A 19,899-nucleotide genomic window follows, 5' to 3' on the forward strand; every position below is an offset into this window, starting at 1 on the left:
GACCATGATCGATATCAGCCAGCTTATCGGTAACACCGCCAACGCCGCCCTCAAGACCCTGACGCAGTCCAATGCCGCCAGCACCGCCGCCGCGGACGCCAAGGCATTCCAGGACGCGCTATCGCGCGCGCGCGATAGCGCCCCGCAGAGCGCGCAACCGGTCGCCAGCAAGCCCAAGGATTCAAGCCAGACCAGCGCGCCGAAGGAAGATGCATCGCAAAACACGCGGCAGCAGACTACGCAGGCCAGTACGTCGGGCGCTTCCAGCACACCGCAGCAGAAAGACAACGGCAAGACCAACGCCACGACCGGCAAGAAGGACGACAGCACGCAAGCCAGCGACGATGGCTCGACGCCCTCGAGCGACGCGCAGGCTGCCGCAGCAGCCTTGGCCGCCGCGATGCTTGCACAGCAGGCCGCACCCGCCACGACGGCACTGACCGGTGGCGCGGCCGCTGACGCAGCCGCCGATGCAGCTGGATTGACCGGAGCCAACGGCCTCCCGCTCGCCGCTCAGACGGCAGCGACCACGACCGCCACGCAAGCAAACCCGGCCACCGACGCCGCCACGCTGCTGGCTCAGGCCGCCGACGCGCAATCGGCCACGACTACCGCGGGCACTGCCGCCAAGGGAACCACGCCAAGCCCGGCGGACACGCTGGCCACGATCGCCCAGCAGCGCGCGGCTGCGCAGAACAGCACGCCGACCGCCGCTGACAAGATCGCCGCCGCGCTCAACAACCCGGCACAGACGGGCACACAGACGGGCGCGCAGGACGCACGCGGCCAAAACGCGGGCCAGCAACAGACCGGCCTCGGCCACGGCGCGCAACCGACCTTGCAAGCCGACACGACGCAAGCCAGCCAGACGCCCGTCGCCACGCCATATGCCATGGCGCAGGCCAGCGCACGCACGGGTGAAGGCACCGACACCGGCGCCACGAATCCGAGCAGTGCTGCCATGCTGGCATCGGCCCTGTCCGCACAGTCCCAGACGAACGCCGCACAGGCCACAGCCGCCGCAGCAGCGGCACGCCCGGCAGTCGCACCGAATCTTGGCGACAGCCAGTGGGCTCAGGCACTGGGCCAGCAGATGGTGCGACTCTCCACGCAAGGCAGCCAGACCGCCGAACTCGACCTGAACCCGCCGAACCTCGGCCCGCTCAAGGTCGTGCTCAATGTGGTCAACGATCAGGCCCAGGCCCAGTTCGTCTCTCCGCACCAGGCCGTGCGCGCCGCGGTGGAAGCCGCGCTGCCGCACCTGCGCACGTCGATGGCCGAAGCCGGTATCCAGCTTGGCCAAACGTCTGTCGGCAGCGATGGTTTCGCCCAGGCTGGCAACGGCGGCCAACAGCAACAACGCCAACCGGGCAGCGGCAGCGCATTCGCGCAGGCCGCCGGGCTGACGCAGGATGCGCCAGTCCAGGCAACGGCGGCAGCGCCTCGCGCACCGCGCGTGCTGGCGCGTGGGGAAGTCGATACGTTTGCCTGATTCGACTGCCTCACGGTTTGGCCCTCTCTCCCATTTCATGGGAGAGAGGGGGAACACAATTCGCGCTTGATGCGTGCCCCGGCACGCACGCCTTCGCCCACGAAGGCAGAAGGCTGAAGGCTGAAGGCCCGCCCAAGCACGACATGGGCATTTGTGCGACGATTCCCCTCCCGATCCGCACGCCCCCTGCGCACCATGCCCAAAGCTCGCCCGCTGCTGCTCGCAGCCATCGCCCTCTCCGTCCCGCTCGCCCACGCCGCTCAGACCGCTCAGACCGCCCAGACGGCCGATAGCGGCCCGGCCTACGGTCCCCAACTCGAGGGATTCGATTACCCCTATCCGGTTCAGCAATATCGCTTCAGTTCGCAAGGGCAGCCGCTCGAGATGGCCTACATGGACGTCAAGCCGGAGAAGCCGAACGGCCGCGCCGTGGTACTGCTGCATGGCAAGAACTTTTGCGCTGCCACGTGGCAGGAGAGCATCCAGCAGCTCACCGCCGCCGGCTACCGCGTGATTGCCCCCGATCAGATCGGCTTCTGCAAATCGACCAAACCGCCGCATTACCAGTATTCGTTCCAGCAACTCGCGCGCAATACCCACGATCTGCTGGCCTCGATCGGTGTGCACGACGTCACCGTGATGGGCCATTCCACGGGCGGCATGCTGGCGATGCGCTATGCGTTGATGTATCCGAAGGAAACCGCGCAACTGGTGCTGGTCAACCCGATCGGCCTGGAAGACTGGAAGGCCAAGGGCGTGCCGTCGCTGTCGGTGGACCAGTGGTACGCGCGCGAACTCAACGTGACGGCCGACCGGATTCGCAATTACGAGAAATCGACGTACTACGTGAACCAGTGGAAGCCCGAGTACGAGCCCTGGGTGCAGATGCTGGCCGGCATGAACCGCGGCCCGGGCAAGCAGATCGTTGCGTGGAACTCGGCACTGCTCTACGACATGATCTACACGCAACCCGTGGTCTATGAGATGAGCGCGATCCAGGCCCCGACCCTGCTGATGATCGGAGACCGGGACACCACCGCCATCGCCAAGGACGCCGCGCCGCCAGACGTGCAGGCGAAGCTCGGCCACTACCCCGAACTGGCGAAAGCGACGGCCAGGGCGATTCCGAACACGACACTGGTCGAATTCCCCGACATGGGCCACGCGCCGCAGATGCAGGATCCGCAGGCGTTCCACAAGGCATTGCTGGAGGGATTGGCGAAGGTGGGTGGCAAGTAGGCGTGACGGGCGGGTGAACGGCAACTGCGATCCCGGGTACCATCCCAGGTACCCGAAATGCCCGCCATGACCTTCGACCTTTTCGACGCCCTTCCCGCCGATTCCAACGCCCCGCCTGCCGTGGAGACGCTCGCGCCGGGCGCCGTGGTGTTGCATGGATTCGCGCGGGATACGGGGCCGGAACTGCTCGCCGCCGTGCAGACGATCAGTGCCGAAGCGCCGTTCCGCCATCTGATTACGCCGGGCGGCCTGCGCATGTCGGTGGCCATGACCAATTGCGGCGAGCGTGGCTGGGTGTCCGATCGCACTGGGTATCGCTACGATGCGGTCGATCCGGAGTCAGGACGGCCCTGGCCGGCCATGCCTGCCGTGTTCCGGTCGTTGGCCGAACACGCGGCGGAAGCGGCTGGCTATCCCGGCTTCGCGCCTGATGCCTGCCTGATCAACCGCTATCTGCCGGGCACGCGCCTGTCGCTGCATCAGGATCGCGACGAACTCGATCTGCGCGCACCGATCGTTTCTGTCTCACTGGGCCTGCCGGCCGTCTTCCTCTGGGGTGGATTGCGTCGCGCCGACCGGCCGGGCCGATTCCGGCTCGCGCATGGTGACGTGGTGGTCTGGGGTGGGCCGTCCCGGCTCGTCTTCCACGGCATCGCCCCGCTGGCCGACGGCGATCATGCGTTGACCGGAAGCGAGCGAATCAACCTGACGTTTCGCAAGACCCGCTAAGCAATACCGCCAAGCAAGACCCAAGACCCGCCAATGACGCGGGAGCGCGTGGGCAGTTGCCTGCACAGTAGGACAACCACTACGATAGCGGCACCGCACCCTCTTCAGAACAAGACCGGCGCCACGTTGCGCCCGGCCGCCAGTGAGACAACCCCGATGTCAGCCTCCCCCGGCCATACCGGCCATACCGGCCAGCCCGAAAACACCGCGCCACGACAGGAAACCCCACCACCCAAACCTGCGCCGCTCGGCGGCCGGCCCGCCGATTCGATCCGCGCGGCATTGCTGATCTCCGCGTGCATCAGCGTGGTATGGATCGCAGGGCAGTGGCTGCAGGCGCCGCCTGCGCTGATCTGGGCCGGCGCGCTGGTGTTGTCGACGGTGTGCTGCTGGGCGGTCGGTGCGCTACCTGAGCCCACCGCCACGCTGCTCTTCTTCCTTGCCGCGGTGGTGTTCCATATCGCCCCGCCAACGGTGGTGTTCTCGGGGTTCACATCCACCGCGTGGTGGCTGATGTTTGGTGGCGCCGTCACCGGCGTGGCGTTGCGCAACACGGGACTGGCGCTGCGGCTGGCCGACATCATCTTCCACAAGCGCGTTGGCACCTATCCACAGGTGATCACCACGGTGGCGCTTAGCGCGGTGGGCCTGGCCTTCCTGATGCCCTCCACCACGGGCCGCGTGCTGCTGCTGATGCCGATCGTGCTGGCGCTGGCCGACCGCCTTGGCTTCGCGCCCGGCTCCAACGGCCGCATCGGCATGGTGCTGACCGTGGCGGCCGCGAGCTACATGCCGCCCACGTCGATCCTGCCCGCCAATATTCCGAACAGCGTGCTGTTGGGCGCTGCCAGTTCGCTCTATGGCATCAACCTGAGCTACGGCAGCTATCTGCTGCTGCATTTCCCGGTGCTCGGCGTGCTGAAGACCGTGGTGCTGATCTGGGTAATCTGCCGCATGTTCCCGGAAAGCGGGCCGATCGCGCCGCAAGCCGCCAGCGTCCGCACGCAGATGGGGCCGCAGGAGCGCGCGCTGGCGATCATCCTGGCGCTGGCCGTGGCGGGCTTTGCCACGGATGCCTGGCATGGCGTTTCGCCCGCGTGGATCTCGCTGGCTGCGTGCATCATCTGCCTGCTGCCGGGCATCGGGCTGGTATCGCCCAAGGCCATGACCGAGCAGGTCCACCTGGTACCGCTGATCTACGTGGCTGGCTTTCTGGGGCTGGGGGCGGTGGTCGAATCGACGGGCCTGGGCAGCGCGATCAGCGCGGGGCTGCTGCACTGGCTGCCGATGACGCCCGGCCACACCGCGGCGAATGTCGGCACGATTGGCGCGATGGGCGCCGTCATCGGCATGTTGTCCACGCTGCCGGCCCTGCCGGCCGTGCTGACGCCACTTGCCGCCGATCTGGCGAAGGCCACCGGATTGCCGCTTGAATCCGTGCTGATGCTGCAGGTGCCGGTGTTCTCCACCGTATTCTTCCCGTACCAGTCACCGCCGATCATGATCGCGATGCAACTGGGCGGCGTGGGCCTGCGGCACGGCACGCGCCTGTGCCTGACCATGGCGGCCATCACGATCGTGGCGCTGCTGCCGCTGGACTATCTCTGGTGGCGCCTGCTGGGCTACCTGCCCTGAACCACTCAGCCCCTAACCTGACAACCGCACAACCTCACGACCTCACCACTCCAACCTGTCGATCTCCGCGTCGCTCAAGGTGGTGCCCGGCTTGGGGTCCAGCTTGTGGTCCGGCTTGTCGTTCAACGCGCGCGGCTCCACGAACAGGTCGAGGTCATAGGCTGCCAGCAGCGCCAGCAGTTGCGCCACGCTGATCGTCTCGGGGTTGAGTTCCAGGTGCGAAATGCGGCTCTGGCTGGTGGCCAGCCGGGCTGCGGCATCTGCCTGGGAAAGCCCGGCGATCTTCCGCGCGCCCTGAAGCACCTGGCCGAGCTGCTCGCTGCTCGAAATCACGACTCTCGACATCATTGATTACCGAGAAATGAATATCTGAAATCTATCAATTTCGCGATATTCATGACAAATTTTCACGCCCGATGCACCGTGAATGTGGAGCATAGGGCGAATTTTCTGTCGCGCAATCCCAACCGCCACATATCTGACTTGCATTGACGCCCGGTTGCGTCGGTGAGTACACTGTGCCAGCCAATAGTCGTATGACAACTGACGACTATGACGAATACCAACGTGGAAGAGACAAGATGACGGCTCACAGAAAGACGCCGGACGCACTCCGCAGCGCGCGCTGGTTCGCGCCTGACGATCTGCGCTCATCCGGGCACCGCTCACGGATCATGCAAATGGGCTACTCGCCCGATGAATGGATGGGCAAGCCGCTCATCGCCATCATCAATACGTGGTCCGACATCAACCCGTGCCACGCGCACTTCAAGCAGCGCGTGGAAGACGTCAAGCGCGGCATCCTGCAGGCCGGTGGTTTCCCCGTGGAGCTACCGGCCATTTCTTTGTCCGAGAGCTCGGTCAAGCCGACCACCATGCTCTACCGCAACCTGCTGGCGATCGAGGCCGAGGAGCTGATCCGCTCCCACCCGATCGACGGGGCCGTGCTGATGGGTGGCTGCGACAAGACCACGCCGGGCCTGCTGATGGGCGCCACCAGCGCGGGCGTGCCGGCGATCTACGTGCCGGCCGGGCCGATGCTGCGCGGCAACTACAAGGGCACGGTGCTCGGCTCCGGTTCGGATGGATGGAAGTACTGGGACGAACGCCGCGCCGGCAACATCAGCAAGGCCGAGTGGATCGGCATCGAGGGCGGCATCGCGCGCAGCCACGGCACGTGCATGACGATGGGCACCGCCAGCACGATGACGGCGATCGCCGAAACCATTGGCATGACGCTGCCGGGTGCGTCGTCGATTCCGGCGGCGGACGCCAATCACATCCGCATGTGTTCCGAATCGGGTCGCCGCATCGTGGAGATGGTCTGGGAAGACCTGACGCCCGCACGCATCCAGACGCACCGCGCGTTCGAAAACGCCATCGCGGTGGCCATGGCCATGGGCTGCTCGACCAACGCGATCATTCACGTCATCAGCATGGCGCGCCGCGCGGGCCATGACATTGGTCTCGACGATTTCGACCGCATGAGCCGCCACGTACCCGTGATCGCCAACATTCGGCCCAGCGGCGACAAGTACCTGATGGAAGACTTCTTCTACGCGGGCGGGCTGCCCGCGCTGATGGGCCGTATCCGGGACAAGCTGCATCTCGACACGCTGACCGTCACCGGCCGCACGCTGGGCGAGAACATCGCCGGGGCCGAGGTCTACAACGACGACGTGATCCGCACGCGCGACAACGCGCTCTACCAGGAAGGCGCGCTGGCCGTCCTGCGTGGCAACATCGCACCGGACGGCTGCGTGATCAAGCCGAGCGCGTGCGAAAAGCGGTTCTTCAAACATACCGGTCCGGCGCTCGTGTTCGACGACTACCCGTCGATGAAGGCAGCGGTCGAGAACGAAGACCTCGACGTTACGGCCGATCATGTGCTGATCCTGCGCAACGCGGGGCCGCAGGGCGGGCCAGGCATGCCCGAGTGGGGGATGCTGCCGATTCCGAAGAAGCTCGTGAAGCAGGGCGTGCGCGACATGCTGCGCATGTCCGACGCGCGGATGAGTGGCACGAGCTACGGCGCCTGCATCCTGCACGTGGCGCCGGAAGCGTACATCGGCGGGCCGTTCGCGCTGGTGCAAACCGGTGACCTGATCACGGTCGACATCGACCGGCGCAGCATCCATCTGGAAGTCTCCGACGAAGAGCTCGAACGCCGCCGCGCGGCATGGCAACCGCCGCCGCCCCGCTACTCGCGCGGCTACGGCTGGATGTTCTCTCGCCATATCCGCCAGGCCAACGACGGCTGCGATTTCGATTTCCTGCAAACCGACTTCGGCGAAGCCGCCGGCGAACCGAGCATCTACTGAACCCGCCATGTCCGAGCTCACCCCTGCCCTGCGCGCCGCGCTGAAAACCGTCAGCACCGCCACGCTGTGCACCGCGCTGTTCAAGCGCGGGCTGCGCAACCAGTTCATCCAGGACGTGCGGCCGATCCAGTCCAACCCCGGCACGATGGTCGGCGAAGCGTTCACGCTGCGCTATATCCCGGCGCGCGAGGACCTGAATCCGATCACCGTGTTCCAGGACCCGAACCATCCGCAACGCCAGGCCATCGAGCAATGCCCGCCCGGCGCGGTGCTGGTCATCGACAGCAGGAAAGACGCGCGCGCCGCATCCGCGGGCTCGATCCTGGTGACCCGACTGATGCAACGTGGCGGCGCCGGCATCGTGACCGACGGCGGCTTCCGCGATTCTCCTGAAATCGCGCAGATGGCGATGCCCGCCTATCACCATCGCCCATCTGCCCCGACCAATCTCACGCTCCACCAGGCGCTGGAATTCAACGTGCCGATCGGCTGCGGCGATGTGGCGGTGTTTCCCGGCGATGTGATCGTCGGCGACGCGGAAGGCGTGGTCGTGATCCCGCAGGAAATGGTGGAGGACATCGCCGCCGAAGCGGTGGAGATGACCGCGTTCGAGGACTTCGTGACCGAGGAGGTACGCAAGGGCCGCTCGATCATCGGGCTGTATCCGCCCACCACTGAAAAAGCGCGTGAGGATTTCGCGGTCTGGCGGAAGGAACACAGGCGGTAACGCGTTCGGTCTCCCCTCTCCCACATCGTGGGCGAGGGGAGCGCATCACAAACGATAACGATAAAAATCGGGAGACCCCATGTTGAAGACAGCCCGCCTTGCCGTGGCGCTTTGCGCCGCCACGCTCTCCGTCGCCGCCCCCGCGCAGACGAACTGGCCCACACGCGCCGTGACAATCATCGTGCCGTTCACCCCCGGTGGCGGCACTGACATCGGCACGCGCCTTGTAGCCCAGCGCCTGTCGCAGCTCTGGGGACAACCGGTGGTCGTCGACAACCGCCCCGGCGCGGCCGGCAACGTTGGCCTGGAACTCACCGCGCGCGCCAAACCCGATGGCTACACGCTGGTGGCGGGCAACGTCGGCACGCAATCGATCAATCCGTTCCTGTACAAGAAGCTCTCCTACAACCCTGACGGGTTCGTCCCGGTGACGATGATGGCCGAGTTGCCATTTGCGCTCGTGGTCACGCCGGGACTGCCCGCGAATACGCCGAAGGAACTCGTGGCGCTGGCCAAGGCCAAGCCGGGCAAGCTAACGTTTGCCAGTTCAGGCACCGGCGGCTCGCCGCATCTGTCTGGCGAGATCTTCAAGGCGGCGACCAGCACCGACATGCTCCACGTCCCATACAAGGGCGGCGGTGCGGCGATGACCGACCTGATGGCCGGCAACGTCGACATGCTGTTCGCGTCGATCCTCGAAACTACCGGCCACGTAAAGGCCGGCAAGCTGCGCGCGCTGGCCGTGACCGGCACCGTGCGCTCACCGTCGATGCCAGATGTGCCGACGCTGGCCGAAGCCGGCATCCAGAACGCGGAGTCGGGCTCATGGGTGGGACTGCTGGCGCCGGCCGGCACGCCGAAGGATATCGTCGACAAGATCGCTGCCAGCGTGAAGCAGGTGGTGGTCATGCCTGACGTGAAGAAGCAACTCATCGAGCAAGGCGCGATTCCAGTGGGCAATACGCCGCAGCAGTTCGCCGCCATCATCGCCCAGGACCGAAAGCGTTATGCAAAGATCATCGCCGATAATCATCTGAGCGCGGACTGACCCGCACCCAGCCAAAACACCGATAACAAGGACTCTTCTCGCATGAAACCCCGCCTCCTTCAGCACGGCCGACTCCCGGAAAAGACCGAAGCCCAGCTTGCCGAGCAGTTCGATGTCCATCCGTTCTGGGCCGAGACCGATCCCGCCGGCTATCTGGCAAAACACGGTGGCGAGTTCGTGGCGATGACCACGCGCGCCGCGATCGGCGTCGATGCCGCGATGCTGGCCGCGCTGCCGAACCTGCGCGTGATTTCGAGCTTTGGCGTGGGCACCGACAAGCTCGATCTGGAGACGGCCCGCGCGCGCGGCATCGCGGTCGGCTACACGCCGGACGTGCTCAACGACTGCGTGGCGGACACCGCGTTCGCGCTGCTGATGGACGCCGCGCGACAGGTCAGCGCCGCGGACCGCTTCGTGCGGCGCGGCGAATGGCCCAAGGGCCCGTATCCGCTGACCACGCGCGTCAGCGGCAAGCGCCTGGGCATCGTCGGCATGGGCCGCATCGGGCGGGTCATCGCCAGGCGTTCGATCGGATTCGACATGGAGGTGCGCTACTTCGGCCGCAAGCCGCAGGACGGCGTCGACTACGGATTCGAGCCGTCGCTCGAAGCGCTGGCGAGCTGGGCTGACTTCCTGGTGGTAGCGACCTCGGGTGGCCCGTCCACGCGGCACCTGATCTCGGCCAGCGTGCTGGAGGCACTCGGGCCGCAGGGCTATCTGATCAACATCGCACGCGGCACGGTGGTGGACGAAGCCGCGCTCGTCAGCGCGCTGGCCGACAAGCGCATCGCGGGCGCAGGACTCGACGTGTTCGAGCGCGAGCCGCACGTGCCCGAAGCGTTGTTCGCGCTCGACAACGTGGTGCTGCTGCCGCACGTGGCCAGCGGCACGCACGAGACCCGTGCCGCCATGGCCGATCTGGTATTCGACAACCTCCAGAGCTTCTTCGCCACCGGCGCGGTGCTGAAATCCGCCGTCTGACGTCGCGGTCCGAAGTGTAGCCGGGTCGACACCAGGCAGAAATACTGCGCGCCCCGGCCCGGACTACACTGGCATTCCACATCTTCATCGCCCTAACGGAACGTGTGATGCCCGAAGACTCTCGGCCCCGGCCCTCGGGGCGCCGCCGTCACCTGCTGGCCATGGGGCTTGGCGGCGCCGGCCTGATGGCCGCATCGCGCATGGCCACGGCACAAGCGCCTGCCACGCTTCTGCCCCTCACCGCGCAGACCACCGAGGGGCCGTTCTACTTCGATGCCGGCAAGGTCCGACAGGACATCACCGAAGGCCAGCCGGGCGTGCCGGTGGAAGTCCGCTTCACGGTGGTCGACATGCATGGCCGGCCGCTCGCGGGCAGGCGCGTCGACCTCTGGCACTGCAATGCCTCGGGGGTCTATTCCGGCTATGCGGGCCAGGTGGATGACCACGGCCAGCGCGTGTCCATGCGGGACCGCACATTCCTGCGCGGAAGCCAGCCGGTGGGCGCCGACGGCGTGGCGGTGTTCCGCACCATCTACCCCGGCTGGTACGCGGGGCGCGCCACGCATCTGCATATGAAGGTAATCGACGGCAGCCGTACTTTGCTGACTACGCAGTGTTTCCTGCCCGATGCGCTCAGCGAGTATCTCTATACGCAACTGCCGACATACCGCCGCAAGGGCGTGCGCGAAATCCTCAACCGCAACGACGGTATCGCGCTGATGGCAGGCGATACCGTGCTGGGTGCCGTGCGCGAAGCCCGCGACCGGTATGTGATCACGCTGACCCTGGTAGTCGATCCCACCGCCACGGCGCCGCGCGAGCCAGGCCATCCGCCGGGGCCACCGCCCGGCGCACCCGGCGGCTTCGGCGAATCCGTGGTGCCTGCCGAAGGCATGGCCCGCGTCGAGGCGATCGTTCCCGGCCAGCATCTCCAGAAGTAGCATCCCGCCCCACCGCCCCGGTTCCGTCTCACCCGCATGACGGATATACCGGGTGCAGTCAAATCCCCTACGCTGTACGGATTGCCGCCGCCAAACCCGTGGTAGCGGCGTCCGGGCGCTTGCCGCCGCCGAAAAAAGTATCAGACATGATCGGCAATTGTTCGCTATGCTCCCCACAACGGCAGTGATTTCCCTGTTGCAGCTCACCTCCGCTCAGTACTAGTTGGTCAATGGATGGCGCCCACCGAAGGCGCCGCGTGCAGCGCAGTCTCGTGAGGGCCCCCGATGCAGCGAAGCTGGTTCCTGGTGGTGACGATCGCGCTGACGACGTTGGCCACGCTGTTTCCCGTGGGAATCGGTGTGTTCATGGCGCAGCTCGAGGCGAACCGGCGCGAGGCGGACCAACTAAGCGTGTTTGCCGATGCCGCGACCCGTCGGGCCGAGCTGGTCATGACGCAGGCAATCAATGCGCTGCAGGATATGGAAATGCTCCGGGAGGAGCCATGCACACCCGCCAACCTGGTCCAGCTTCGCCGCATCACCTACACCTATTCCTATATTCAGGACGCCGGCATCTATCGCGCCGGCAAACGGCTTTGTTCAGCGCTGCTTGGCCCCATCGAGCCTGGACAGTTCCCCCTGCCGCCGCCCGACTGGCGCACGCCTGACGGGCTTGACTACTGGTTCGACCAGCCCGTTCCGTTCAATGCCCAGCGCCACGTGGTGCTGATCGGCCGCAACGGCAACAACGTTGGGCTCGACTCGCAGGTCTTCGTCGATGTCGTCGATCGCGAATCACGGATGCTGGCCGTGGTCCAGACCGACGCCGGCCGTATCTTCTCGGCAACGCAGGGCGCGAACCTGACGCGGCTGCAGCAGGCCTACTCGGAACACTCATATGGGTCAGGCGCCGACGCCGCGCAGGAAGACGACGCCTCGATCGTCCTGCGTAAATCACGCAACATGCCGCTGGCAGTCGTGGTGCTTGCCCCGCGTGCGGCGTTGCTGGCCAACTGGAAATCGCTGCTGATCGGCGGGCTGGTGGTGGGACTGTCCGCCGGCGTGCCGCTCGGCATCCTGGTCTGGCGACGCGCCACACGGCGCTTCAGCCTGGAAGGCGAACTGCGCAGCGCCGTGCGCCGCCACGAGATGGCGGTGCATTACCAGCCGATTGCCTCGCTCGCGGACAATCACTGGGTGGGCGTGGAGGCGCTGGTCCGCTGGCGCCGCAACGGCAGGCTCGTGCGGCCTAACCTGTTTATCCCGATGGCGGAGAACGCTGGCCTGATCCAGCAGATCACCGACCAGGTGCTGGACATTATCCTGTCGGAACTCGGCACGCTGCTGCGCCGGTTCCCGTCGTTCTACGTATCGATCAACGTCGGCGTGGAAGACCTCAAGAGCCGGCGCTTTCTGAGCGTGCTCAATGCGCGGCTGCGCGGCTCAGGCATCGCGCCCCAGCAGATCCGCATCGAGGCCACCGAGCGCGGCTTTCTGGAACCCGACGTGGCCCGCGACACGATCCAGGCATTTCGCGACGCCGGACATCCGGTCTATATCGACGACTTCGGCACCGGCTATTCGAGCCTGTCATACCTGCAGAGCTTCAAGGTTGATGCGCTCAAGATCGACAAGTCATTCGTCGACACGATCGGCCAGGAGGCCGCGTCGAGTACCGTGGCGCCGCACATCATCGCGATGGCGCAGTCGCTCGGCCTGCAGGTCATCGCCGAGGGCATCGAGGACAAGATGCAGGCCGACTTCCTGCGCGAGCAGGGCGTCGACTACGGCCAGGGCTGGCTGTTCGGGCGACCCATGCCCGCTGTGGAACTGGCGCAACTGATGACGCGGGGCACGCCGCAAGCAGTGGCCTGACGGCTAGAATCGACCAACCCCAACGGTGATACGCCGCCGAATCAATTCCCAACGTATTGACCCCGGAGCCCCCGCATGTCGCTACCTGCCCTGTTCCTGACCGCTGCCGGCGTGGGTCTGGCCGTGGCCGCCCCCGTCGGCCCGATGGGAATGCTCTGCATCCGGCGGACGCTGACCGACGGGCCCCGCGCCGGGCTGGCCATCGGCTTCGGCATTGCCTGCGGCGATGCGATCTACGGACTGGTGGCGGCGCTGGGGCTGGTAGGCGTCTCGCAATTCATGCTGGCCTACGACAAGCCACTGCATCTGGCCGCCGGGCTGTTCCTGGTCTATCTGGGGCTGCGCACGTTCCTGCAGAAGCCGACCGACCAGGCGGCCACGCTGAACAGCAATGGCTACGGCGCGCGGGCCTTTGGCAGCGCGCTGCTGCTGACGCTGACCAATCCGCAGACGATCATCATGTTCGCCGCGTTGTTCGCCACACTGGCGCCGCGTGGCGCGTTCTCGACCCCGATCGCGATGACAACGGTGCTCGGCGTGTTCTGCGGCTCGATCCTGTGGTGGTGCGTGCTGGTGACGATCGTCAGTGGCGCCCGTCATGCGCTGGGGATGCGCGTGCGCCAATGGATTGATCGCGCGGCCGGCGTGGCGCTGGCGGCGTTCGGTGTGTCGGAAATCCGGCGCGCCCTGTAGCCCTATACCCCTGGCGGCACCGGGGATATGACCACCCCGATGCCGTACCGCTGATTACTCGGCCTTCGCGCCCGAATCCTTCGCCACCTTGGTCCACTTGGTGGTTTCCGTCTTGATGAAGGCGGCAAGCTGCGGCGGCGTCATGTCGCCAGCCGTCACGCCCTGATCGTCGAAGCGCTTCTGCACGTCCGACTGCTTCAGCACCTTGGCAAGTTCCGCGCTCATGCGCTGGCGAATCGGCTCCGGGGTGCCGCGCGGCGCCATCAGCGCATACCACGTGGTCACCTCGTAGCCGGGCACGCCGCTTTCCGCCACCGTCGGCACACCAGGATAGGCGGGCGAACGCTTGGCCGACGTGACGGCCAGCGCCTTGACCTTGCCGCTCTTCACGTGCGGATTCGCCGACGGGCTGGTCTCGATCGCCATCTGGATCTGGCCCGCGATCAGGTCGGTCATCATTGGCGCGCCGCCTTTATAGGGCACGTGCGAGATATCGGTGCCCGTGGCCGAGCGGAACAGCTCGCCGGACAGGTGCTCGGTGCTGCCGATGCCCGCCGAACCGTAGTTCACCTTGCCCGGATTGGCCTTGATGTAGGCGATCAGTTCCTGCACGTTCTTGGCGGGAATCGACGTGTTCACCAGCACGACGTTGGGCGTCAGCGCCACCATGCCGATCGGCTCCAGATCCTTCTGGAAATCGTACGGCAGCGTCTTGTAGATGCCGGGGGCCATGGTGTGAGCCACGGTCGCCAGCAGGAACGTGTAGCCGTCCGGATTCGCACGCGCTACCAGCGCGCCGCCGATGGTGCCACCCGCGCCGGGACGGTTATCGACCACCACGGGCTGACCAAGCGCCTCGCCCAGCCGTTGTCCGACCGCACGGCCGATGATGTCCGTGGTGCCGCCCGACGCGAACGGCACAACGAGCGTGATCGGCTTCGACGGCCAGTGGTCGGCGGCAAATGCGGAGCCGGTCGGGACGGCGGCCATGGCAATGGCCGCCCCCGCCAGCATCCTGAGCGCCGTGCGGCGCGCCATGCATGGGGTCATGCGAGTCTCCTCGGGGAACTATGGAATTCTGAAATGCCTGATCCCTGAGACTTTACGAAGGTGGCGAAGCCTGCACCAGCCCCGTGCCGGCGGGAGGTGTTCAGGATTTGTGAAGGGTGGCGCCGGGCCAGCGTTCGGCCGTGACCAGTTGGCGGGCCACCGATTCGAGCACGCCTCGCGCTGCCAGGCCGGCCGGCGACAACTCGTCGTCCGACAGGCTGACCAGCAGGTTCGGACGCCTGACGCTGGCATCGGCGATCTCGATCAGCGCCAGCGGGTCGCCCAGATGGCGCGCCACGGCGGCGCCAGGCTGAATCGTCGCGCCAATGCCGGCGCGCACGGCGTCCATCAGTACGGCCAGCCCGTCGATTTCGGCCACCACGTTCAGCGCACGCTGGTGACGGGCCGCGGCCGCGTTCAGCACGGCGCGCAGGCCGTGCGCGCTGCTGGGCAGAATCAGCGGGATGTCGCCGATGTCCTCGAGCCGCACCGCATTCGCCGCTGGCAAGCCGGGCTGATCGGGGCGCGCGATCAGGAAAAGCCGTTCTTCGAGCAATGGCGTGGTGCTCCAGCGCTGACCCGCTTCGAGCTGGAACAGCACGGCCAGGTCGAGCTGGCGCGCGCCAATCATCGAAGCTAGGTTGCCGGAGAGGCTTTCGACCAGATGAAGACGGATATCGGGATAACGCTCGCGCATCGCGACCATGAACGGAGGCCCCAGCACCGCCAGCGTGCTCGGTGCCATGCCCACGCTGACGTGGCCCGACAGCCGCGCCGTCCGCGCCGCGCGCGCGGCATCGTCCGCGTGGCGCAGCGCCAGTTGCGCCTGACGCCAGAAGGCCAGACCCGCGTCGGTCGGCACCACGCCGCTCGACGTGCGCTGCAGCAGTCGCGTGGATAGCTCGCTCTCGAGGCGGCTGATCTGCTGGCTCAACGCGGACGTGACGACGCCCAGTCGCTGGGCCGCCTGCCCCATGCTGCCAAGCTCCACCACATGCACGAAGTAGCGCAACTGCCGCAGTTCCATTTCCTCTCCTGTCACAAGCCCCCGGTATTGTGCCTTGTGCGCGGGTTGACCGGGCGGACACGATGGCCGAGCATGTTGACATCGCCCTCGCCGTGCAGCGCGGTGACGCTACCGTCACCGCGCTGCACCGTCACCCGCCAGATGACCGGCAGATGGCAGGCACAGTCCTCGCTTGCCACGCTATTGATCACCACGTGTATCCAAACGGAGCTTCCACCATGCAAAGCACTCCACCGGCTGCCGCAACGTTGTGGCCGATGCCGACATTCTCTTTCCAGGCCTTGACGTCGTTCGATCACAGCGCAATGGAAGGCTGGCACAAGTTCATGGGCCTCAATGCCGACTTCACGCGTTCGATGTTCGAGGAAGTCCAGTTCGACTGGGCATCGTGCTTCGTGCCGCAGGACCCCGAGGACTTTTACGTGCGCGAATGGTCGTGCCAGATCCCGCTCCTGTCGATCCCGCTGCGGTACGCCACAGCCATGATCGAACTAACGGCCTCCACGCAGCGCGCATGGATGGATGCCTGGGGTCACATGTTCGGGCTGCCGGTGCTGCCAACACCGCTGTCGCTGATGCCAGCGGCCCTCACCGATATGCCTGCCGCAGCACCGAAGGGCGAGGTCGAAGACGTTCCCGCTGCGTCCATCCGCGAGACGCCACACCCGCGCAAGGGTAAAGCCGCGTCGTCGACGTAACCAACGGTTGCAGATTCGTTCTGGCGGCATCACGCGGAGATCGTCGTTCTTCGTTGTAACGACTATGCTGCAAGGGACTGACCTCCGCGTCATGCCGCCTGCCCGATGACATTCTGGGCGCACCCGGCCAGGCAAGTGATTCGCGCCCATCTCGCGAGGCGACTATGCGCAAGATCCTCCTCACCAGCCTGATTGTTGCCACGGCGGCCGTGGCGGCCGCGCCGATGGCACATGCCCAGGACAAGAAGCAGTTCGACCCCTACACGCAAGGCGCGAAGTCGGATCAGTACAACCCGTACACCGATGGCGCCAGGACCGGCGACAAGTTCGATCCCTACACCCAGGGCGCGAACACGTCGGCGCAATCCAATCTGGTGCCGGACCAGAAGGCCGACCCGTACACCGAGGGCGCGAAGGCGGGCAAGTATGACCCGTACACCGACGGCGCGCGCACCGGCAAGTTCGACCCCTTTGTCGACGGCGCCAAGTCCGACTCCGACAAGTAGCCCTCATCCCTCGTTTGACGCCATGAACCCGCCCGGTGCCGCCGCAAGGCCGCGCCGGGCTTTCTGCTTCGGGTGACGGGCCCGTCTCCGTCTACAGCCGCACTGCTTCAGCGCGTCCGCGCCGTCTGCGCAACCGCGGGCGCCTGGCGCCTTGGCAACTGCCACAACGATCACGGGCGCGTTACGGTTGCGACGGCACCCGGCTTTAGCACCGCGATCACCAACTCGTGAAGCGCCTGCCTCGCCTCCCTTGCTGCCTGCTCGTCATAGGCGACGGTCACTCCCCGCTCGACGCACGGGTCATCGTAGGTAAAAGGCTTGCTGGTCTGGGCGTTGACCAGCAAGCCATTCTCCAACTCCACCGTCCTGCAATGCCGCGTTGTTTGCGCGCGCGGAAGCTGCACGGCCGACGCGAGCGCCCGCGAATCGAAGGCATGATTGGCCTTTGGATACTCGATCAACATCGCATCGTTACCCTTCGCCTTTAGTCGATCGACATATGCGCGGCACGGGCCAACCGGGTCGTAGTTGTCTGCGCTGCCCTGGAGAATTCTTAACGGCTTTGCAACAAGGTCATCGTCTTCGCGATACGTATAGGAGCAGTCGGGATAAAAGGCGACGTAGGCCGCGAACTCGGTTCCGGGTGACGCGTGCAATCGGTGAAACCGTTTCAGGCTTGCATAAAGCGCATTCTGCCCGCCTCGCGAAAACCCCACGAGCATGATTCTCGTCGGGTCGATACGCGGATGTCTTGAAAGAATCGCGAGCGCGCGAAAGGCGTCTTCCATTTGCGCCAGGCGAGGTAGCTGGGTCTGGTCGTTGATCGTGCTGGTAATGCCACGGGCAGAAAAGCTGTCAAGGACAAACGTCGCGACGCCCATCCCCAGAAGATCCTGCTCCCAGTCGGTCACCGAACTACCGATGCCGCCTGAGCCATGCAGCAGCATCACCAGTGGGAGCCGGTCCGCCCCGGCCTTGGGGAGCCGAAGTTCGCCCGCGATCGTTGCAGGCCGCCCGCCCTCGACACCGGCCAGAAACTCCTGATCCGACATCGTGACAGTCGGTACGGGAATCACCTCGGTCCGAACGACTTGCGCCAGTCCGTCGGGTGACAGACACCCGAGTGTGAAGAGCAAACAGAATTGGGCAGCCAGATAGGAAATTGCAGATTTCATGGCGCCCCCTTCTTTTGCGTTCTTGTGCCTTCTTGTGTTTTCTCGTGCCTTACTGTGAGCACCCATTCACACGCGGAGCATTGCCCCCCCAATAGTCTAGGTAGCACGATGCCCATCTGCTAAACGATTCTTCCAGCCTGGCAAGCGGGGGGTTTCCTGACCACGCTCGCGCAGGCCGGGGATGCCGACGCGGGCATTTCTGTTCAAGCTGTCGGTGCCGCATTGCGCCCGCGTGGAAACCAAAGCCGAGTTACCGCTGATCGGTCGTCAGCATTCTCACTCTCACCTTGCGGCCCTTCACCTTGCCTTCGTTCAGCCGTTTCACCGCCTCGCGTCCGATGGCGCGGTCCACGGCGATATAGGTCGACATCTCCATCACGCTGATCTTGCCGATCTGCTCCTTTGTGAAGCCAGCCTCTCCGGTCAGCGCGCCGAGGATGTCGCCGGGCCGGATCTTCTCCTTGCGCCCGCCCAGCATCTGCAGCGTGACCATTGGCGGCAGCAGGCGCCCGCCACCTGACGGCTTCAGTTCGTCAAGCGCGTGCCATTCGAACTCACCGCCCTGGTGCTGCTCGATGTTGCCGACGCGACCCATTTCATCCAGGCTGACGAGGCTGAAGGCCGAGCCTGCTTCGCCAGCGCGTCCGGTACGGCCGACGCGGTGGACATGGACCTCGGGGTCGGGCGTCACGTCCACGTTGATCACGGCTTCCAGCTGCGCGATGTCGAGCCCGCGTGCGGCCACGTCGGTGGCTACCAGCACCGAGCAGCTCCGGTTGGCGAACTGCACCAGCACCTGGTCGCGATCGCGCTGATCTAGGTCGCCGTGCAGTTCAAGCGCGGCATAGCCCTGCGCGCGCAGCAGGTCGGCCAGATCGCGGCAGCGCGCCTTCGTATTGCAGAAGGCGAGTGTGGTGGCCGGGCGGAAATGGTCGAGCAATCGGCCGACGGCGTTGAGCCGATCGCCCTCCTCCACCTCGTAGAAGCGTTGGGTGATGGTGGCTGCGTCGTGCGCCTCCTCCACCTTCACCGTCTTCGGCTGGCGCAGGAAGCGATGGGCGAGCTTGTCGATGGCAGCCGGATAGGTGGCCGAGAACAGCAGCGTCTGCCGGTCCTTCGGTGCGTGGCTGGCGATAAATGCGATGTCGTCATGAAAGCCCATGTCGAGCATGCGGTCGGCTTCATCGAGCACCAGCGTGTTGATCGCATCGATATTCAGGCTTCCGCGATCGAGGTGATCGATGATGCGGCCCGGCGTGCCTACGACAACGTGCGCGCCGTGAACAAGGCTCTCCACCTGCGGCCGGATTGGCGAGCCGCCGCTGAGCGTCAGCACCTTGACGTTGTCCTCCGCGCGGGCGAGACGACGGATCTCCTGTGTGACCTGATCGGCCAGCTCACGCGTGGGACAGAGCACCAGCGCCTGTACGTCGAGCGGACGCGGATCGAGACGATGCAGCAGGGAGAGCGCGAACGCTGCGGTCTTGCCGCTGCCGGTGCGGGCCTGGGCGATGAGGTCGTGACCAGCCAGCGCGAGCGGCAGGCTGGCGGCCTGGATCGGCGTCATGGCGTCGTAGCCGAGCTGGACGAGGGTAGCCTGCATGGCCGCGGACAGCGGCAGCGTGGCGAATGAGGTAGGGGCTGAAGAAGTCATGCCGGATTATAGATGCGCGGCCGCGTCTTGCACGCCTTACCTGCCCTGCGGCCTGACGGCATGACGAAATCAGCACACGCCGGGCCATCGCCGCGACCGGCACGCTCA

19 protein-coding genes are annotated in these 19,899 nt (G+C 65.8%); 13 read left to right on the top strand and 6 right to left on the bottom strand.

Annotation, left to right across the window (positions count from 1 at the left end; genetic code table 11):
* Nucleotides 1–4 precede the first annotated feature (4 nt).
* The 4 genes from RN01_RS04545 to RN01_RS04560 all read left to right on the top strand — a co-directional run bounded on the left by RN01_RS04545 (nt 5) and on the right by RN01_RS04560 (nt 5,095).
* Nucleotides 5–1,492 carry a flagellar hook-length control protein FliK gene (locus RN01_RS04545; RefSeq protein ID WP_017511941.1) on the top strand — a complete coding sequence of 496 codons (1,488 nt, stop codon included), beginning with the start codon at nt 5–7 and terminating at the stop codon, nt 1,490–1,492.
* A 195-nt stretch (nt 1,493–1,687) separates the two neighbouring features.
* Nucleotides 1,688–2,731, top strand: coding sequence for an alpha/beta fold hydrolase (locus tag RN01_RS04550; protein ID WP_024570034.1), 1,044 nt, complete (start codon nt 1,688–1,690; stop codon nt 2,729–2,731).
* 66 nt (nt 2,732–2,797) lie between these two features.
* Entirely contained in the window at nt 2,798–3,460 is a 663-nt protein-coding gene (gene alkB / locus RN01_RS04555; protein ID WP_024570033.1) for a DNA oxidative demethylase AlkB, read from the top strand.
* 156 nt (nt 3,461–3,616) lie between these two features.
* A complete protein-coding gene (locus tag RN01_RS04560) occupies nt 3,617–5,095 on the top strand; it encodes an SLC13 family permease (RefSeq protein WP_017515024.1) in 1,479 nt (492 codons plus the stop codon).
* 42 nt (nt 5,096–5,137) lie between these two features.
* Here RN01_RS04560 and RN01_RS04565 read toward each other — a convergent pair whose 3' ends face one another.
* Nucleotides 5,138–5,428 (bottom strand): helix-turn-helix transcriptional regulator, encoded by a 291-nt coding sequence (locus tag RN01_RS04565; protein ID WP_328592747.1) that lies wholly within the window; start codon nt 5,426–5,428, stop codon nt 5,138–5,140.
* A 248-nt stretch (nt 5,429–5,676) separates the two neighbouring features.
* On the opposite strand from RN01_RS04565, the gene araD reads away from it, so the two are divergent.
* From araD to RN01_RS04600, 7 genes are all read left to right on the top strand, one after another.
* Entirely contained in the window at nt 5,677–7,416 is a 1,740-nt protein-coding gene (araD, locus tag RN01_RS04570) for an L-arabinonate dehydratase (protein WP_024570031.1), read from the top strand.
* Between the two features lie 7 nt (nt 7,417–7,423).
* Nucleotides 7,424–8,143 (top strand): ribonuclease activity regulator RraA, encoded by a 720-nt coding sequence (locus tag RN01_RS04575; RefSeq protein ID WP_017515521.1) that lies wholly within the window; start codon nt 7,424–7,426, stop codon nt 8,141–8,143.
* 79 nt (nt 8,144–8,222) lie between these two features.
* Complete coding sequence (locus tag RN01_RS04580; RefSeq protein ID WP_024570030.1) at nt 8,223–9,191, top strand: tripartite tricarboxylate transporter substrate binding protein; 969 nt, start codon at nt 8,223–8,225, stop codon at nt 9,189–9,191.
* Nucleotides 9,192–9,233: 42 nt separating this feature from the next.
* The gene (locus RN01_RS04585; protein WP_017515125.1) at nt 9,234–10,172 is read left to right on the top strand and encodes a 2-hydroxyacid dehydrogenase; all 939 of its coding nucleotides are present in this window, start codon (nt 9,234–9,236) and stop codon (nt 10,170–10,172) included.
* 107 nt (nt 10,173–10,279) lie between these two features.
* Complete coding sequence (locus RN01_RS04590) at nt 10,280–11,113, top strand: intradiol ring-cleavage dioxygenase (protein WP_024570029.1); 834 nt, start codon at nt 10,280–10,282, stop codon at nt 11,111–11,113.
* Between the two features lie 285 nt (nt 11,114–11,398).
* A complete protein-coding gene (locus RN01_RS04595; RefSeq protein ID WP_024570028.1) occupies nt 11,399–12,988 on the top strand; it encodes an EAL domain-containing protein in 1,590 nt (529 codons plus the stop codon).
* 75 nt (nt 12,989–13,063) lie between these two features.
* Entirely contained in the window at nt 13,064–13,681 is a 618-nt protein-coding gene (locus RN01_RS04600; RefSeq protein ID WP_011519682.1) for a LysE family translocator, read from the top strand.
* A gap of 54 nt (nt 13,682–13,735) precedes the next feature.
* On the opposite strand, the gene RN01_RS04605 is transcribed toward RN01_RS04600, so the two are convergent.
* The 3 genes from RN01_RS04605 to RN01_RS34505 form a co-directional block, all read right to left on the bottom strand.
* Nucleotides 13,736–14,731, bottom strand: a complete 996-nt coding sequence (locus RN01_RS04605; protein WP_017512405.1) for a tripartite tricarboxylate transporter substrate binding protein — start codon at nt 14,729–14,731, stop codon at nt 13,736–13,738.
* A gap of 100 nt (nt 14,732–14,831) precedes the next feature.
* The gene (locus RN01_RS04610) at nt 14,832–15,758 is read right to left on the bottom strand and encodes a LysR substrate-binding domain-containing protein (RefSeq protein WP_011519684.1); all 927 of its coding nucleotides are present in this window, start codon (nt 15,756–15,758) and stop codon (nt 14,832–14,834) included.
* An 11-nt stretch (nt 15,759–15,769) separates the two neighbouring features.
* A complete protein-coding gene (locus tag RN01_RS34505; protein ID WP_223277374.1) occupies nt 15,770–15,949 on the bottom strand; it encodes a hypothetical protein in 180 nt (59 codons plus the stop codon).
* Between the two features lie 27 nt (nt 15,950–15,976).
* On the opposite strand from RN01_RS34505, the gene RN01_RS04620 reads away from it, so the two are divergent.
* Together RN01_RS04620 and RN01_RS04625 are read left to right on the top strand one after the other, a co-directional pair.
* Entirely contained in the window at nt 15,977–16,456 is a 480-nt protein-coding gene (locus tag RN01_RS04620) for a polyhydroxyalkanoate granule-associated phasin (RefSeq protein ID WP_017512407.1), read from the top strand.
* A 164-nt stretch (nt 16,457–16,620) separates the two neighbouring features.
* A complete protein-coding gene (locus RN01_RS04625; protein WP_011519686.1) occupies nt 16,621–16,962 on the top strand; it encodes a hypothetical protein in 342 nt (113 codons plus the stop codon).
* Between the two features lie 170 nt (nt 16,963–17,132).
* Here RN01_RS04625 and RN01_RS04630 read toward each other — a convergent pair whose 3' ends face one another.
* Entirely contained in the window at nt 17,133–18,137 is a 1,005-nt protein-coding gene (locus RN01_RS04630; protein ID WP_017512408.1) for a dienelactone hydrolase family protein, read from the bottom strand.
* A 250-nt stretch (nt 18,138–18,387) separates the two neighbouring features.
* Nucleotides 18,388–19,791, bottom strand: a complete 1,404-nt coding sequence (gene dbpA / locus RN01_RS04635) for an ATP-dependent RNA helicase DbpA (protein WP_017512409.1) — start codon at nt 19,789–19,791, stop codon at nt 18,388–18,390.
* Nucleotides 19,792–19,899: the final 108 nt, after the last annotated feature.

Source organism: Cupriavidus sp. SHE (assembly GCF_000812445.1).
GTDB classification, from domain to species: domain Bacteria; phylum Pseudomonadota; class Gammaproteobacteria; order Burkholderiales; family Burkholderiaceae; genus Cupriavidus; species Cupriavidus metallidurans.

Coding starts and splice junctions, on each gene's coding strand:
- RN01_RS04580 (WP_024570030.1), top strand. CDS start 8,223: ATGTTGAAGACAGCCCGCCTTGCCGTGGCGCTTTGCGCCGCCACGCTC.
- RN01_RS04550 (WP_024570034.1), top strand. CDS start 1,688: ATGCCCAAAGCTCGCCCGCTGCTGCTCGCAGCCATCGCCCTCTCCGTC.
- RN01_RS04560 (WP_017515024.1), top strand. CDS start 3,617: ATGTCAGCCTCCCCCGGCCATACCGGCCATACCGGCCAGCCCGAAAAC.
- RN01_RS04575 (WP_017515521.1), top strand. CDS start 7,424: ATGTCCGAGCTCACCCCTGCCCTGCGCGCCGCGCTGAAAACCGTCAGC.
- alkB (WP_024570033.1), top strand. CDS start 2,798: ATGACCTTCGACCTTTTCGACGCCCTTCCCGCCGATTCCAACGCCCCG.
- RN01_RS04610 (WP_011519684.1), bottom strand. CDS start 15,758: ATGGAACTGCGGCAGTTGCGCTACTTCGTGCATGTGGTGGAGCTTGGC.
- RN01_RS04545 (WP_017511941.1), top strand. CDS start 5: ATGATCGATATCAGCCAGCTTATCGGTAACACCGCCAACGCCGCCCTC.
- RN01_RS04625 (WP_011519686.1), top strand. CDS start 16,621: ATGCGCAAGATCCTCCTCACCAGCCTGATTGTTGCCACGGCGGCCGTG.
- RN01_RS04585 (WP_017515125.1), top strand. CDS start 9,234: ATGAAACCCCGCCTCCTTCAGCACGGCCGACTCCCGGAAAAGACCGAA.
- RN01_RS04630 (WP_017512408.1), bottom strand. CDS start 18,137: ATGAAATCTGCAATTTCCTATCTGGCTGCCCAATTCTGTTTGCTCTTC.
- RN01_RS04620 (WP_017512407.1), top strand. CDS start 15,977: ATGCAAAGCACTCCACCGGCTGCCGCAACGTTGTGGCCGATGCCGACA.
- RN01_RS04600 (WP_011519682.1), top strand. CDS start 13,064: ATGTCGCTACCTGCCCTGTTCCTGACCGCTGCCGGCGTGGGTCTGGCC.
- RN01_RS04595 (WP_024570028.1), top strand. CDS start 11,399: ATGCAGCGAAGCTGGTTCCTGGTGGTGACGATCGCGCTGACGACGTTG.
- araD (WP_024570031.1), top strand. CDS start 5,677: ATGACGGCTCACAGAAAGACGCCGGACGCACTCCGCAGCGCGCGCTGG.
- dbpA (WP_017512409.1), bottom strand. CDS start 19,791: ATGACTTCTTCAGCCCCTACCTCATTCGCCACGCTGCCGCTGTCCGCG.
- RN01_RS04605 (WP_017512405.1), bottom strand. CDS start 14,731: ATGACCCCATGCATGGCGCGCCGCACGGCGCTCAGGATGCTGGCGGGG.
- RN01_RS04590 (WP_024570029.1), top strand. CDS start 10,280: ATGCCCGAAGACTCTCGGCCCCGGCCCTCGGGGCGCCGCCGTCACCTG.